This is a genomic window from Corynebacterium sp. p3-SID1194 (assembly GCF_025144155.1).
Classification (GTDB): domain Bacteria; phylum Actinomycetota; class Actinomycetes; order Mycobacteriales; family Mycobacteriaceae; genus Corynebacterium.
Genome location: NZ_JALXWY010000028.1, coordinates 1 through 14,054 on the forward strand (window position 1 = coordinate 1; position 14,054 = coordinate 14,054).

Genomic DNA, 14,054 nt, shown 5'->3' on the forward strand with positions numbered 1-14,054 from the left:
CATTCCGTAAACTAATCCGGGTTGCAATAGACCTGCGTCGGATAAGGAGAGTGTGGAGATGGGGAAGCATTCGGTGGGGGAGGGTGTCGTCGATAAGCGAAATGCTCCTGCTGCTCGCGCCGTGAGTTTGGTGAAGTCGTATGGCGCAGGCGACACGAAAGTCACCGCGCTGGATGGCGTAAGCGTAGAGTTCGCGCGCAACGAGTTCACGGCGATCATGGGGCCGAGTGGTTCCGGCAAGTCGACGCTGATGCACACGATGGCGGGCCTGGATTCTTTCGATGCCGGCTCCGTGGAGATCGGCGGGACGGAGCTGTCGACGTTGAGCGAGAAGGAGCTGACTGCTCTGCGCCGCGACCGTTTGGGCTTCATTTTCCAGTCCTTCAACCTGGTGCCCACGCTGACGGCGGCGGAGAATATCACGCTGCCGGCTGATATCGCGGGGCGGAAGGTCGATGGCGCGTGGTACGACGAGATCACCGAGCGTCTCGGCCTGGCGAAGCGTCTCAGCCACCGTCCGAGCGAGTTATCCGGCGGACAGCAGCAGCGCGTGGCGTGCGCGCGTGCCCTGGTGAGCCGCCCTGAAATCATCTTCGGGGACGAGCCGACGGGCAATCTCGATTCCAACTCTTCGCGCGAGGTCCTGGAGATTCTGCGCGCGGCGGTCGACGGCGACGAGCAGACCGTCGTGATCGTCACCCACGATGCGCGTGCGGCGTCGTACGCGGATCGCGTCGTGTTCCTCGCGGACGGCAATATCGTCGACGAACTCCGCGCACCCACGATGGAATCGATCCTGTCCACGATGAACGGAATCGAGGGCTGATGGCGGGCGCGATGACGAAGGTGTCGGTGCGCAACATCGGCGCCCACAAGCTGCGACTCGCGCTCACGGTGCTCGCTGTCGTGCTGGGCACGGCGTTCATTTCGGGCTCGCTGATGTTCACGAATATGCTTGAGCGCACTTTCGATTCGGCTGTGTCGAGCATGTACGACGATGTCGACGTGGCGGTGAAGCCGGCGGAAGGCAAGTCGGTCGTTCCCGCGGAGGTGCGGGAATCGCTCGCTGCGGACCCGCAGGTCGCGCGGGTTGCGATCGACGGATCCGAGCCGGTGGTCGTCGCCGACGCTGAGGCGAACGCGATCCAGACAGGCGGCGGCGAAGCGCGCGTGGGCCTGTACTACCCGGATGACGCTGTCGTGGGCCCGCCTTTCGACATCACTGAGGGCAACGGGCCGACGAAGCCGGGCGAGGCGCTGTTGAATGCGGCAGGCGCGGAGAATTACGGCATCGCGGTGGGCGACACGATCATCGTCGTGGACGCCGAAGGCCGCCACGAGATGACGGTGACGGGTCTGTACACCGATGAGCTCGACCGGGCAGCTTCGCTGATGGTGAAGGTGCCGGAGAGCGCGTTTGTGGAGTTTTATACCAACGGCCGGTACGTTCCGGGTCTCACGCTCAAGGCGGCGGAGGGCACCGATCCAGCGCAGCTTAAGGACCGCATCGCGCAGGAACACAGTGACCTCACGGTCAAAGAGGGCTCGGTGCTTGCCGACGACCTCTCCAAGCAGATCCGCCAAGGCCTGAGTTTCGTCAGTTATTTCCTGACTGCTTTCGGTCTCGTGGGCCTGTTGGTGGGCACGTTCTTGATCGCCAACACGTTCTCGATGATCGTGGCGCAGAGGACGAAGGAATTCGCGCTGCTGCGGGCGCTCGGCGCGTCGAAGGGGCAGATCACTCGTTCTGTTGTTGTGGAGTCCTTGCTCATCGGTCTGCTCGGATCAGCGCTGGGTGTCGTGGCTGGCGCTGGTTTGGTGGCGGTGATCCGCGCGGTGATGGACGCCAAGGGGATGGGTCTGCCGGGCGCCGGATCGGGTCTGTCCGTGAGCGCAGTGGCGGTGCCGATCGTCGTCGGCGCGCTGGTGACGGTGCTGTCGGCGTGGGCTCCTGCCCGTCGCGCCGGCCGCGTTGAGCCGGTCGAGGCGATGCGGTCGAGCGAGTCGGCGGCTCCGCAGCCGCTTGTCGCTCGGACGGTATTCGGCACGCTGCTTCTCGCTGCGGGCGGGGCTCTGCTCGCGTGGGGCGTGATGTGGGACGACGGTTCGACGGGGCGCCGCGCGGCGTTGATTGGCGCTGCAGCGGTGCTGATCGTCGTCGGTCTTTTCCTCGCCGGGCCGGCATTGTCGTTGCCGGTGGTGCCGGTGCTCGGTCGAATTATCGGTGCGCCGTTCGGTTCGGTCGGTTCGCTGGCGGCGACGAATTCGAAGCGCAATCCGCGCCGCGCGTCGGCGACGGCGTTCGCGCTCATGCTCGGTATCGCGTTGGTCACCGTCATCGGCATGCTGGGCGCGACGATGGAGCGTTCCGTCGACGATGTGCTGGAGAACGACGTCGACGCGGACATGGTGCTCATCGGCCCGCAGCTGGGCGCGTTCCCCATCCCGAACGACCTGCCACAGCGCGTGGAGAATGTGGACGGAGCCGGAGAGATCGTCTCGTACACGCAGGCGCGCGTGACGGTGAACGGGGAGTTCGGCAACCAGTTCGGTCCGGTAGGAGCCACGGATGTCATTGCGGGAGACCCAGGCGAGCTCGTCACGCTCAACATGACGGAGGGCAGCTCTTCGCTTATCGACGGCGGCGTTCTCCTCCCCGCCTCCCTCGCCCAAGAAAAAGGCGTGGCGCTCGGAGACACGGTGACTATCGCCGCGCCCGGCTGGGAGAGTGCGCCTGAGGCGGAAGCCACGGTGACGGGTTTGTTCGAGGACTCGAATATCTTCTCGTCGTGGGTGCTGTCTCAAAAGACGGTGGAGCAGCTCATGCCGCCGGAGAGCTTCAAGGTGCTGATGGTCGGCGTGAATAACGACGGTTCTGTCAGCGAGGATGAATTGCGCGCCAACCTCGAGGCGGCGGTGCACGACGACATCGTGGTGCAGGTCCGTTCTCCAGAGGACCTCGGCGGAGAGGCGCAGCAGATGATCAACCAGATGCTGTATATCCTCTACGCGCTGCTGTCGTTGGCGGTGGTGATCGCGGTTCTCGGCATCATCAACACGCTGACCCTGTCGGTGATTGAGCGCCGGCAGGAGATCGGCATGCTCCGCGCGGTGGGCACGCAGCGCGGTCAGGTGCGCACCATGATCATTCTGGAGTCGGTCCAGATCGCTGTGTTCGGTGCTCTGTTGGGCGTGGGCGCGGGTCTGTTGCTCGGGTGGGCTTTCCTCACGGTGCTGGCTGACCAAGGCCTGGAGAATATCGCCTACCCGTGGACGATGATCGGCGGGATGCTCGCAGGTTCGGTGCTCGTCGGAATCGTCGCGGCGCTGTGGCCGGCGCAGCGTGCGGCGAAAACCCCGCCGCTCGACGCGATCGCGGAATAAGCGCGGGGGTCAGAGCGCGGAGATGATACGCAACCCGTATTTGAGCCCGAACCATGCGGCGACGATGCCGACGGTGCAGGTGAGCAGAACATAGCGGGTGAGCGTCCACCATTGCCTCTGCCGCACGAGCGCGCCCAGCTCCTTCGCCATTGTCGACAGCGTGGACACGGCGCCGGCGAATCCGGCGCCGAGGAACGCGGGCCATAGCACAGGCAGGGCGGCGGAGAAACCGACGACGGCGGAGCCCACCACATTCGCGGCGAAGGTGCCGGGTCTGCCGGGCAGCAGCATGCTCAGCGCGGAGCGGGCCATGCCGCCGAGAAATGCGCCGAATCCGACGAGAATGAAAAGCAGAGCGATTGTTTTGAGGCCTTCGCCGGTGCTCAACGCTTCCAGCAAGTGGCTGCCGACGACACCTTCGGGGCCCTGGTACTGCGGAGTGCGGGGATTCAACTGGGTCATGGGGCGACCTCGGGGGAGCGGTGGCGTCGTAAAGCGTCTCCCAGCTCCCACGCTGCGAGCGCGACGAGCATGGTGCTCACCATGTAGACGAGCGCGATGAACGCGCTGGACTGCATGGCCAAAAATGACACGGCGGAAAACGTGGTGAAGCCGCCGATCATGCCGCGGCCCCAGAACGGGCCTGGGTCGAAGAAGCCCATGAGAAAGCAGCCGATCGCGTTGATGACGAAGATGATGACGATCTCGGACGGCGGCTCCGGCGCGATGAGCGGGGTGAATGCGAAGCGTGCGAGCGCACCGAAAGACGCGCCGAAACCGATCGCGAGAGCTTCCTTGAATGCCGTGTTCACCACGCTTTCACGGTAGCCCACGGTGTGTGCGCACGCGGAATGGGGGAGCGCCGCACACAGGAGGCACATAGATGGCGGGCTCGTGAAAGTCAGGGGAAGATGGATAGTGACCCCCGACGATTGACAAGCACGCACACCGAAAAAGGAGCTTTCACGCCATGGCACATGAGCGAGCAGGCCAGCCAGCACGCCCCGAGGATTTGATCGACATCGCGGAGGTGGTCACCGCCTACTACACGCGCGACATCGACGCAGCGGACCCGGATCAGCAGGTGTCTTTCGGCACGTCGGGGCACCGCGGGTCGAGCTTGGACAACGCGTTCAACCAGCAGCACATTTGGGCGACGACGCAGGCGATCGTGGATTACCGCCGCGAGAATTCGATTGGCGGGCCGGTCTACATCGGCCGCGACACGCACGCGCTGTCCGAGCCGGCGATGGTCTCCGCGCTCGAGGTCCTCATCGCGAACGACATCGCAGTGCTTGTCGACGCCGCGGGGCGCTACACTCCCACCCCCGCCGTGTCGCATGCGATCCTGGCGCACAATGCGAAGCTGGCTGGCGGCGTGACCGGCACCGACCCGAAGCGCGCCGATGGCATCGTGATCACCCCATCCCATAACCCGCCGCGCGACGGCGGCTTCAAATACAACCCGCCATCGGGCGGCCCGGCGGACACGGATGCCACGGACTGGATCGCGGGGCGCGCCAATAACTACCTGGCCGATGGGTTGGAGGGCGTGCAGCGCACACCGGTGACCGGCGTACTCGACGAGCGCGCTGGCACACACCCGTTCATGGACACCTACGTTGCTGACTTGCCGAATGTCGTGGACATCGACGCGATCCGGAATGCCGGCGTGCGCATCGGCGCGGACCCGATGGGTGGCGCCAGCGTCGACTACTGGGGAGCGATCGCCGAGGCGCACAAGCTCGACCTCACGGTGGTCAATCCGGCTGTGGATGCGACGTGGCGGTTCATGACACTGGACACCGACGGCAAGATCCGCATGGACTGCTCCTCGCCGAATTCCATGGCGAGCTTGGTCGCGAACCGCGAGAAATACGACATCGCGACGGGCAATGACGCGGACGCGGACCGCCACGGCATTGTCACCCCAGATGCAGGCCTGATGAACCCGAACCACTACCTCGCCGTGGCCATCGAGTACCTGTTCAGCCACCGCGATGGCTGGGGCGCCGACACCGCCGTGGGCAAGACCCTCGTGTCGTCCTCGATGATCGACCGCGTGGTGGCATCGCTGGACAAGAAGCTCGTCGAGGTGCCTGTCGGCTTCAAGTGGTTCGTGCCCGGGCTTATCGACGGCTCGGTCGGCTTCGGCGGCGAAGAATCCGCCGGTGCATCCTTCCTGCGCAAAGACGGCACCGTCTGGTCGACCGACAAGGACGGCCTGATCATGGATCTGCTCGCCGCTGAGATCACCGCGGTGACGGGGAATACGCCGTCGCAGCGCTATGCCGAACTGGAAGAGAAGTTCGGCGCGCCGGTCTACGCCCGCACCGACGCGGAGGCGAACCGTGAGCAGAAGGCCATCTTGAAGAAGCTCTCCCCGGAGCAGGTCACGGCGACCACGCTCGCCGGCGACGAGATCACCGCCAAGCTCACCGAAGCACCCGGCAACGGCGCCGCGATCGGCGGCCTGAAGGTCACCACCGACAACGCATGGTTCGCTGCGCGCCCGTCCGGTACGGAGGATAAATACAAGATCTACGCTGAATCATTCAACGGCGAAGAGCACCTGAAACAGGTGCAGCAGGAAGCCCAAGACGTCGTCAGCGCCGTGCTCGGGGAGTAGTCCCCGGCACAGGGAGGTGACGGGAACCTCACAGCGAGAAGCTTCTCGGCGCTTCGCCCATCGACTAAGGTCGTTGAGGTGGCAATTAAACATGATGTGCAGGTGACAGAGGCTGACACTCGGGAAGACGGGGAGCCGGGGGCAGGGGAGACGTCGTCAAGCGAACGCGTGCTTGACGTGCTCTCCGCGCTCGCGCGCTTCGGGCTTGCCGCGATGTGGATTTTCTCTGGCACCACGAAGCTGGGCAAGCACTTCGCCGTGACGCAAAGCATTGAAGCGTACGAGATTTTCACTCCGTACTGGTCCAGCCTGCTGGCTCACCTCATCGGCCCGCTCGAGCTCGCCGGCGGTTTGATCCTGCTGTTGGGCATTAAAATTCGTCCCGCTGGTTGGGTGTCGTTCGGTGTGCTCGTTCTCTTTGTCATCGGCCTCACGTCCGCGTATGCCCGCGGCCTGCAGATCGACTGCGGCTGCTTCGCGCCAGACCCGAACAACACCGGCGGCGACCTGTTGTGGGCCATCGCCCGCGATATTGGCCTGATCGCCGTGACGCTGTTCATGATCTACCGCCCGTTTAAGAAATTCGCGCTGTACCCGTAAGCTTTTCCGGTGAAACAGCTCGACCTCGAATACATAAGGTGATGCACTGTGACTTCCTCTTCTAAGCCGACCACCAAGAAATCCGCTAAGGGATCCACCAAGGTGGTCAACCCGAATTCCTCCGGCGGCAAGGGCTTCCTTTGGGCGATTCTCGCGCTGCTGCTCGTCGGCGCCCTGGTGATCGGCCTGATCGTGTACAACGGCCGCGGTGCGATCGCTGACCGCATCGCCGAGAATGTCGAGCCCGTCGACGGTGTGACCATGGAGCTCACGGACAACACCGTTACGCTGTCCGGCGAGAACAGCGACGGCGCGAAGGAAGCCTCCCTCTATGAGGACTTTGGCTGCTACTACTGCAGCGAACTGGCGAAGAAGACCGACGAGCAGATGCTGGAAAAGATCAAGGCCGGCGAGCTGAAGGTTCACATTCACCCGATGGTCTTCCTCGACGGCACCGCTGAGAAATACAAGCCTGCTCACTCCACTAACACCCTTGCAGCGGCCCTGGCTCTCGCGGATAAGGGCGAGGTCGAGCCGTACTGGAACATGCGCAAGGCGCTGCTCGAGGAGCAGGAGAACCTGGCTGGTGTCACCCCGGATCAGCTTGCTGACATAGCGAAGAGCGTCGGCGCCTCCAAGGGTGCGGTCGAGGCGATTCGTAACAGTGAGTACATGGATCAGGCTAAGGAGCTCGGCGAGGCCAACCAGAAGGACCTCGTGGACAAGACCGGCGACCTTTCTTCTCCGCGCGTGCTTGTCGACGGCAAGGACGTCGAATCCAACCCGCTCGAAAATTGGATCGACGACCTCCTCGCTAACTAAAACCGCTGGCTGCGAGCGATTTTGGTCTCGCTCGTAGCCCGGTGTATATTTATCGAAGTCGCTTCGCGGGAGTCCCCGCTGAAGCAACGGGGCTATGGCGCAGTTGGTAGCGCACCACACTGGCAGTGTGGGGGTCACGGGTTCGAATCCCGTTAGCTCCACGTAAGATGAGAAAATCGAAACTTGCCCCGCCTGATGGCGGGGCAGTTTTGTTTCTGCGGTGACTCGCCTTCGGCGGTGTCGGAGCGTCCCGGTGCCCAGCAGTAGGCCAGTCATGGCAGGGGGTACATGTTGATGATCCACCGTGACTCACCTACGTCGTCAGAGCGCGGTAGATTTGGGAGTCGCGTACAGGGAGCATGAAAGTCAGACTCCCGATCATTGGCACATGTGCTCGGAGGCAAGTCGCGCGAAGATGAGGGTGTCGGTCCATTCGCCCTTGCTGAACCAGTCCTGGACGTGATGTGCTTCGAGCCGGAGCCCGACACGACGAGCCAGTGCTGCCGAGGCGCTGTTTCGGGCATCCATCTGCGCGGTGATGCGGTGGAGCCGGTAGTGGTCAAACCCGAGGGCGAGTACTGCTCGGACGGCTTCGCTGGCGAAACCTTGCCCACCGTGCGCCGGGTCGAGAACCCACCCGATCTCGCATTGACGGTGCTCGTGATCGGTGAGCCACAACGCGATGTCTCCGATCGGGACGCCGTCATGCTCGATGACCAGCGCAAGCGCGCCAGTCTCGCCATCGATGTCAGTCTTCGCTAGCCGCTCGGCGAGCTTTTCGCGGGTGACTTCCGCGGTCCATGGCTCGTCCAGCAGGTAGCGGGCAACATCGGGTCGCGAGTACAGCTCGTGAAGCCATTCGGCATCGTCGGCGTTATGTGGACGGAGCAGAAGCCGCTCTGTCGCCAACGGCCATTGGGCGGTGGGCTGGAGATCGCGCCGGTAGTGGATCAACTCCTCGTGCTGTCCTGCGGGTGTGGTCCCGACGGATCGCTCGACCTCATGGAACCCTGTGGCCGTCAAGCATCGCTGGGAGGCCTTGTTCTCCGGGAGTGTGCGTGCCGTCAAGGTTCGCAGTCCACTGTTGCGCGCGAAGCGCGATGCCAACTCCAGGCCCCGACGAGCGTGCCCTGCTCCCCGCGCATCCGGATGAATCCAGAACCCGACCTCGGCAGCCTTGGAGCTGACGTCGAAGAGCACCAAGGAGCCCACGAACCGGTCCGTCTCGGCGTCGGCAAGTGCGAGGACTGCCAGCGTGCCTGACGACATACCCGCCGCGACCTCTTCGCGGATCATCCGTCGCACGGACTCGGGGGTGTAGTCGGACTCGGGCAGGTGGCCGAAGCGCCGCACCGCTTCATCCTTAGTGCCGGTTGCATACGCGTCTGCGTCCAGCTCAGAGAGGGGGCGTAGGCGAGTGTTCTCAAAGGTGATCGGGAGGGTGGTGGCATCCAGCATGCGGTAAACCTAACATAGATTGGATAGCTAACTGAAGCGTGTTTGGTTAGGTTGGTGGGGTGAGCTACTGGGAACACCGCAAACCTGTGCAACGCCTCCGCGCAGTGGACATCGTCGAGGTTGCGAGGGCATCGGTAAGGCTGCTGGACGAAGGCGGGTTGAGGGCCCTCACCCTGCGATCTGTGGCGCAACAGGTGGGTGTCGCTCCAGCCAGCCTGTACTCCCGCGTCGATTCCGTTGACGATCTGTTCGACCTCGCCCTCGACACAGCGCTTGCAGACGATCCCGTGATGTCTGAGTCGATCCGCAACGCCGACCTGCCTGCCCTGATGGACGCCTTCTTCGCGCACCTCACGACCCACCGGTGGGCCGGTCAGGTCATCGGTATGCGCGCTCCCAGGGGCCCGGCGTACCTGGCCCTTTCCGAGCGGATGTGCGTCCTGCTCGAACAAGCGGGTACCCCGGATCCGCTGGGAACTGCCTACCGATTATCCAACCTGGTGATCGGCGCCTCCCTGACCTCCCCCGTGGCATCTGACGAGAAGCGTGTCGCCATTGACCCTGACCAAGCTCCTACCTATGCGCGGCTCCACGCGACGCACCACATCAGCCCACGCGAGATTCTCTCCGACGGCATCACGGCACTCCTGTCGTGAGGGGCCTTTCTATACCGGCGCACTGTTGTGGATACCTGCGGGCGGTGGGCCCTGCCTCTTCCCTCTACAAGCTTTACTGAAGAGCTTGGCGCTGGCCTTCGAAGTAGGCTTTTCCGTCGGGGCCGGTGTAACAGGGGTGGGAGTTGACCGGCCACTTGGCGCGGGTGTCCTCGCAGGCGGACAGGCTGGCGTACGGACCTAAGGTTGCCCACTCGAGTGGCGGCGGACCTTGGTTTTTCGGCGACTCCTGCGGGGCCTGCTCTGACTGGTCTTCCTGTGGCTCCGGGGCGGGTTCCTGGTCTTCTTGTTCGCGAGCAGGTTCGCTCTCGGTGTCTTCCTTGCTCTCGGCTTCCGAGCGCTCAGACTCGGAGCGCTCAGCTTCTGCTTCGGAGGACTGAGAGGCCTCTGCCTCGGCGCGGCTCGACGAAGCTGCGGCAGCTGAAGAAGCGGAAGCGGCCTCCCTTGCCGACGCAGCTGCTTCTTCCTCGTCCAGCCTCTTCCGCGCCGCGTCCAGCTCTTCCTGGTCGATGATTCCGTCATCATTCGCGTCGTCGGAAGGCTCGAGCTTGTGGCTCAGTTCGCGCATGTCGGACTCGCATGAGGTGTCGCCGTTGCAGACAGCGGCGTCGATAGGCGGGTTGGTGCCCTCGATGGTCGATGGTTCAGATGTTCCGCACGCGACGAGCGCAGTCGCGGCGAGACTGAGCGAAATGCCGGTCAGGGTTGTGCGCACATTCAATGGACTGCTCGATTCTTGGTTGTGGGATGGGGTCGGCGAGCGTGGGTGGCTATTTCAGAGTATCTAGGGCAGCGTCGACTTTCTCGAGCAACGTGTCCAACTGCTTATCCTTCTGGTCGCGGTCATCGTGCAGGATGATGCGCTGGACGTCGATGACGCGGCCGGCGAAAGCCGCGTCGCAAATAGCATGGTCGATGTCGCCGTCGCCCTGGGACTGCTGCGCTTCCACGCACTTCCACTCCAGATTCTTCGTCGTGATCTCCGTCTCTTCGACGTCGTGGCCCTCTTCCTCGAAGACGTCACGGGCAGATTCGTAGGCGTTTTCGAGTCCTTCGTCCGAGTGGGACTTCACTGGGGCGGGTTCGCCGTCCGGAGTCGGAATGAAGATGAAGACGTCCGCCCGCAAGGACTCGTCCTCGTTGAAGAGCTTGGCGGAGGTACGGAGCTTCTCCGGGTCGCTCTCCCTGTCGGTAGCGTGCATTCCCTCGACTTCGCCAAGAGCAGCGAAGAAATCGAGGGTGCTGACACCGTCGTATTCGTTGAAGTCCTCAGTCTCGTCGTCCCCGCTACTGGACGAAGTGGTGGACGAAGACGAAGAAGACGAGGACGAAGACGACGACGAGCTTGACGAAGTTGTCTCCTCGGCGGAGCTGGTCTCGGAGGTCGTTTCGATGTCGGTCGGTGCTTCTGTGGCGGTCTCCTCCTCGGATGTAGAGCCCGCACTAAGTTCGATGCTGCAAGCCGACACTGACAAGACCGTGATGGCGGTGACGGTCAATGCGGAGAATCGTTTGGGGGTGCTCATAACCGCCACCGTAACAGTGATATACGACACATGGCTGGGAAGAGTGCATATTAGGAAGCGTGCATGAGCAGCGCGTAAGCGGGAAGCTAAGTACCGTGGGGGCCATGGACGAGCTGCAGTTCCACCAGATCGAGTCCCCGATCGGCCAGATCGGGTTGGTGGTGTCGCAGGCGGGGGTTGCGAAGGTGCTGTTCGAGTCCGACGGGATCGAGGCCGAACGCGACCGAATCGGGGCGCACGCTGTGGTCCCGCTCGCCGCACACCAGTTGAAGGAGTATTTCGCGGGACGCCGCCGCGAGTTCACGGTGCCGCTGGATTACCGTTTCGCGACCGACTTTCGCGGACGTGTCCTGCGCGAGCTCGCCCGCGTGCCGTACGGGGAGACCACGACGTACCGGGAGCTCGCCGGCAAGGTCGGCAATCCGAAGGCCGTGCGCGCGGTCGGCGGGGCGTGTGCGAATAACCCGTTGCCGCTGCTGGTCCCGTGCCACCGGGTCCTGCGCGCGGACGGGGGCTTAGGCGGCTACCGCGACGGCTCCGAGACGAAGCGTTTCCTACTCGAATTGGAAGGTGTCGATGTCTAAGGCAGACGTCTTCGTCAAGCAGGGCAGCGCGCCGGGCGCGGCAGCAGCGGAAGCGGCGTACCTACGTTGGCTGCGGGAGGGATCTGATGCGGTAGTGGAGGTTGTAGACCTCGACGAAGATGCCAACACGGTGACCATCGAGCGCGTCGACAGCGCCCGCCCGAGTGCCGACGCCGCCAAGGAGGCCGGCCGCGAGCTCGCAGCCATTCACGCGATGGGGGCGGATGCGTTCGGGGCGCCTGCCGATGGCTGGGACGGCCCCAATTTCATCGGCCGCGCGCAACAGGAATGCACGCCGACGAAACGCTGGGCGGAGTTCTACACCGCGCAACGCGTCCTACCGTTCGCGGAGAAAGCCCACAGGCGGGGCAACCTGGACGAGGCAGGTTTAGACACAGTCCAGCGCGCGTGCGATGCGCTACTCGCAGAGGACGAGGACGCCCCGCTCGCACGCATTCACGGCGATCTCTGGACAGGCAACCTGTTGTTTTCCACCTCCGGCCCACGGTTCATCGACCCGGCCGCGCACGGCGGTCACCCGCTGACGGACATCGCGATGCTCGAGCTCTTCGGCGCACCGCACCTGAGCTCGCTTATCGACGGCTACCTCGCCGCCGGTTCCTCCCTCGGCGATGCTTCCGGCGGCGACTGGGAGCGGCGCATCCCGATCCACCAGCTCCACCCGCTCGCCGTCCACGCCTACACCCACGGCCCCAGCTACGGATCTGCGCTGGTCCGTGCAGCGGAGGAGACGCTGCGCGTCGTCGGCCCAGGGCATTGACGGTACTTAATGGCGCAGGTAGCGTTCATTTGTAGTACATGTATTACATCTTGTGGGGGTCTGTGGTGACGCAGAAAACGGGAATGGGCCGCTTGCAGGAGCTCGGCGTTGTCTCCGGTCGTGGAAAACCTTTTGAGCCCGACTGGGAGCCTATTGAAGGGGTTCAAACGACTGTCGAAGAGTTCCGTGACGAGGAGCAGGATGAGTCATGGATGGATGAGTTGATGGGGCGGACGAGCTGATGGGACGACCGCCTACTTCACGTCATGACGGTGTGGTCGCATAATGGGCTAAGACTGCCGCGCCACGGGTCCAAGGGTTCTCCACCCTTATTCATGAGGGTGGCTAGAGCCACCAGGTCTCGGCCGGGCCAGGCGGTAGATGGCGCTTGTGCTGGCCGACCGTCCAGAGGTGCTCGAGGCGGGAGGCAGAGGAGGCGTCGATAAGCGTGCCCTCCAAGTAGTCGTCGATCTCGGCGTAGGTGATGCCGAGCGCCTCCTCGTCGGGCAGCGCCGGGCGGTCCTCTTCGAGGTCGGCGGTGGGCACTTTCTCGTAGAGGCGCTTATCGGCCTCGAGGTGCGCGAGAAGCTGCGCGCCCTGGCGTTTGTTCAGGCCAGCGAGCGGGACGAGGTCGGCTGCGCCATCGCCGAATTTGGTGAAGAAGCCCGTGACGTTCTCCGCCGCGTGGTCGGTGCCGATGACTAGCAAACCGAGTTCGCCCGCGATCGCGTACTGGGCGATCATGCGCATGCGTGCTTTGACATTGCCCTTGTTGAAGTCGCCGAGCTTCTCTTGGTTGAGGCTGTTCGCGACCTCGCTCGCGAGCGCCGTCGTTGCGGGCTCGATATTGACGGTGACGCGCTGGTCCGGCTGGATGAAGTCGAGCGCGAGCTGCGCGTCGTCCTCGTCCGCCTGGACGCCGTGGGGGAGACGGACCGCGACGAACGTGGCCTCGCGGCCCTGCTCGCGGGTCTTCTCCACCGCGAGCTGCGCGAGCTTGCCCGCCAGCGTCGAGTCCTGGCCGCCAGAAATACCGAGGACGAACCCCTTCGCGCCTGTCTTCTCCAAGTAGTCGACGAGGAAGTCGACGCGCCGGGCGATCTCGCCGGCGGGCGCGATGAACGGCTTCACGCCGAGCGCAGCGATGATCTCTTGCTGCGTCGCACCGATCGCGTCGTGGGACGGGTTCTCAGGCAAGCTGTCGGGGGCGGAGTCGGACTCGTGAGACATGTCCGCTATCGTAGCGCGGAAAGATGACCGTGAGTTTGGGCCGTTTTGGTGCTGCGGGGCCGGTCAGGTAGCATTGACTCCCGTTGCACGGCAGCGCCGCTTCACGGTGCGCCGAGGAAAGAAACGATTGTCCGCCGCCACCTGCTCGTATTGAGGTGGAGTCGCGGTGGCCACTCGGAACATTAACGAGTAGAAAGGAGCGCCCGATGAAGGTCCGTAAGTCCCTTCGGTCGCTGAAGAACAAGCCGGGCGCTCAGGTTGTCCGCCGCCGCGGTAAGGTCTACGTGATCAACAAGAAGGATCCGCGTTTCAAGGCTCGTCAGGGCTAAACGCTAAGGCTTTCGACGCCCCCGTCGCAATGAGCAT

At 63.8% G+C, this 14,054-nt stretch carries 16 protein-coding genes and 1 tRNA gene; 11 read left to right on the top strand and 6 right to left on the bottom strand.

Annotated elements, in window-relative coordinates; translation table 11 throughout:
• Positions 1 to 58: 58 nt before the first annotated feature.
• Entirely contained in the window at positions 59 to 826 is a 768-nt protein-coding gene (locus M3G19_RS11380) for an ABC transporter ATP-binding protein (RefSeq protein ID WP_259902738.1), read from the top strand.
• An 11-nt stretch (positions 827 to 837) separates the two neighbouring features.
• Positions 838 to 3,384, top strand: a complete 2,547-nt coding sequence (locus M3G19_RS11385) for an ABC transporter permease (protein ID WP_259902739.1) — start codon at positions 838 to 840, stop codon at positions 3,382 to 3,384.
• A gap of 9 nt (positions 3,385 to 3,393) precedes the next feature.
• Here the strand turns inward: M3G19_RS11385 and M3G19_RS11390 are convergent, their stop codons facing one another.
• On the bottom strand, positions 3,394 to 3,846 hold the full coding sequence (locus tag M3G19_RS11390; protein WP_259902740.1) for a CrcB family protein: 453 nt from the start codon (positions 3,844 to 3,846) through the stop codon (positions 3,394 to 3,396).
• Complete coding sequence (locus M3G19_RS11395; protein ID WP_259902741.1) at positions 3,843 to 4,199, bottom strand: CrcB family protein; 357 nt, start codon at positions 4,197 to 4,199, stop codon at positions 3,843 to 3,845. The genes M3G19_RS11390 and M3G19_RS11395 overlap by 4 nt, the downstream gene beginning before the upstream one ends.
• A gap of 155 nt (positions 4,200 to 4,354) precedes the next feature.
• Between M3G19_RS11395 and pgm the strand changes: the two genes are divergently transcribed.
• From pgm to M3G19_RS11415, 4 genes are all read left to right on the top strand, one after another.
• Positions 4,355 to 6,013 (top strand): phosphoglucomutase (alpha-D-glucose-1,6-bisphosphate-dependent), encoded by a 1,659-nt coding sequence (pgm, locus tag M3G19_RS11400; protein WP_259902742.1) that lies wholly within the window; start codon positions 4,355 to 4,357, stop codon positions 6,011 to 6,013.
• Positions 6,014 to 6,091: 78 nt separating this feature from the next.
• Entirely contained in the window at positions 6,092 to 6,613 is a 522-nt protein-coding gene (locus M3G19_RS11405) for a MauE/DoxX family redox-associated membrane protein (RefSeq protein WP_259902743.1), read from the top strand.
• Between the two features lie 48 nt (positions 6,614 to 6,661).
• Positions 6,662 to 7,435, top strand: a complete 774-nt coding sequence (locus M3G19_RS11410) for a thioredoxin domain-containing protein (RefSeq protein ID WP_259902744.1) — start codon at positions 6,662 to 6,664, stop codon at positions 7,433 to 7,435.
• Positions 7,436 to 7,523: 88 nt separating this feature from the next.
• Positions 7,524 to 7,596, top strand: a tRNA-Ala gene (locus tag M3G19_RS11415).
• A gap of 217 nt (positions 7,597 to 7,813) precedes the next feature.
• Here the strand turns inward: M3G19_RS11415 and M3G19_RS11420 are convergent.
• Positions 7,814 to 8,893, bottom strand: a complete 1,080-nt coding sequence (locus tag M3G19_RS11420) for a GNAT family N-acetyltransferase (protein ID WP_259902745.1) — start codon at positions 8,891 to 8,893, stop codon at positions 7,814 to 7,816.
• Between the two features lie 59 nt (positions 8,894 to 8,952).
• On the opposite strand from M3G19_RS11420, the gene M3G19_RS11425 reads away from it, so the two are divergent.
• Positions 8,953 to 9,549, top strand: coding sequence for a TetR/AcrR family transcriptional regulator (locus tag M3G19_RS11425; RefSeq protein ID WP_259902746.1), 597 nt, complete (start codon positions 8,953 to 8,955; stop codon positions 9,547 to 9,549).
• A 73-nt stretch (positions 9,550 to 9,622) separates the two neighbouring features.
• Here the strand turns inward: M3G19_RS11425 and M3G19_RS11430 are convergent, their stop codons facing one another.
• Together M3G19_RS11430 and M3G19_RS11435 are read right to left on the bottom strand one after the other, a co-directional pair.
• Positions 9,623 to 10,282: a hypothetical protein gene (locus M3G19_RS11430; protein WP_259902747.1), complete on the bottom strand. Its 660-nt coding sequence runs from the start codon at positions 10,280 to 10,282 to the stop codon at positions 9,623 to 9,625.
• 55 nt (positions 10,283 to 10,337) lie between these two features.
• The gene (locus M3G19_RS11435; RefSeq protein WP_259902748.1) at positions 10,338 to 11,093 is read right to left on the bottom strand and encodes a hypothetical protein; all 756 of its coding nucleotides are present in this window, start codon (positions 11,091 to 11,093) and stop codon (positions 10,338 to 10,340) included.
• A gap of 104 nt (positions 11,094 to 11,197) precedes the next feature.
• Between M3G19_RS11435 and M3G19_RS11440 the strand changes: the two genes are divergently transcribed.
• From M3G19_RS11440 to M3G19_RS11450, 3 genes are read left to right on the top strand one after another with little or no spacing between them, the layout of a single operon-like run.
• Positions 11,198 to 11,677, top strand: coding sequence for a methylated-DNA--[protein]-cysteine S-methyltransferase (locus tag M3G19_RS11440; RefSeq protein WP_210575531.1), 480 nt, complete (start codon positions 11,198 to 11,200; stop codon positions 11,675 to 11,677).
• Positions 11,670 to 12,458 carry a fructosamine kinase family protein gene (locus M3G19_RS11445; protein ID WP_259902749.1) on the top strand — a complete coding sequence of 263 codons (789 nt, stop codon included), beginning with the start codon at positions 11,670 to 11,672 and terminating at the stop codon, positions 12,456 to 12,458. The genes M3G19_RS11440 and M3G19_RS11445 overlap by 8 nt, the downstream gene beginning before the upstream one ends.
• A gap of 38 nt (positions 12,459 to 12,496) precedes the next feature.
• Complete coding sequence (locus M3G19_RS11450; protein ID WP_259902750.1) at positions 12,497 to 12,700, top strand: hypothetical protein; 204 nt, start codon at positions 12,497 to 12,499, stop codon at positions 12,698 to 12,700.
• A gap of 103 nt (positions 12,701 to 12,803) precedes the next feature.
• Here M3G19_RS11450 and nadE read toward each other — a convergent pair whose 3' ends face one another.
• Complete coding sequence (gene nadE, locus M3G19_RS11455) at positions 12,804 to 13,688, bottom strand: ammonia-dependent NAD(+) synthetase (protein WP_259902751.1); 885 nt, start codon at positions 13,686 to 13,688, stop codon at positions 12,804 to 12,806.
• A 206-nt stretch (positions 13,689 to 13,894) separates the two neighbouring features.
• Between nadE and ykgO the strand changes: the two genes are divergently transcribed.
• On the top strand, positions 13,895 to 14,017 hold the full coding sequence (ykgO, locus tag M3G19_RS11460; RefSeq protein WP_003852698.1) for a type B 50S ribosomal protein L36: 123 nt from the start codon (positions 13,895 to 13,897) through the stop codon (positions 14,015 to 14,017).
• Positions 14,018 to 14,054 lie beyond the last annotated feature (37 nt).

Coding starts and splice junctions, on each gene's coding strand:
- M3G19_RS11380 (WP_259902738.1), top strand. CDS start 59: ATGGGGAAGCATTCGGTGGGGGAGGGTGTCGTCGATAAGCGAAATGCT.
- M3G19_RS11385 (WP_259902739.1), top strand. CDS start 838: ATGACGAAGGTGTCGGTGCGCAACATCGGCGCCCACAAGCTGCGACTC.
- M3G19_RS11390 (WP_259902740.1), bottom strand. CDS start 3,846: ATGACCCAGTTGAATCCCCGCACTCCGCAGTACCAGGGCCCCGAAGGT.
- pgm (WP_259902742.1), top strand. CDS start 4,355: ATGGCACATGAGCGAGCAGGCCAGCCAGCACGCCCCGAGGATTTGATC.
- M3G19_RS11420 (WP_259902745.1), bottom strand. CDS start 8,893: ATGCTGGATGCCACCACCCTCCCGATCACCTTTGAGAACACTCGCCTA.
- M3G19_RS11435 (WP_259902748.1), bottom strand. CDS start 11,093: ATGAGCACCCCCAAACGATTCTCCGCATTGACCGTCACCGCCATCACG.
- M3G19_RS11440 (WP_210575531.1), top strand. CDS start 11,198: ATGGACGAGCTGCAGTTCCACCAGATCGAGTCCCCGATCGGCCAGATC.
- M3G19_RS11445 (WP_259902749.1), top strand. CDS start 11,670: ATGTCTAAGGCAGACGTCTTCGTCAAGCAGGGCAGCGCGCCGGGCGCG.
- M3G19_RS11450 (WP_259902750.1), top strand. CDS start 12,497: ATGTATTACATCTTGTGGGGGTCTGTGGTGACGCAGAAAACGGGAATG.
- nadE (WP_259902751.1), bottom strand. CDS start 13,688: ATGTCTCACGAGTCCGACTCCGCCCCCGACAGCTTGCCTGAGAACCCG.
- ykgO (WP_003852698.1), top strand. CDS start 13,895: ATGAAGGTCCGTAAGTCCCTTCGGTCGCTGAAGAACAAGCCGGGCGCT.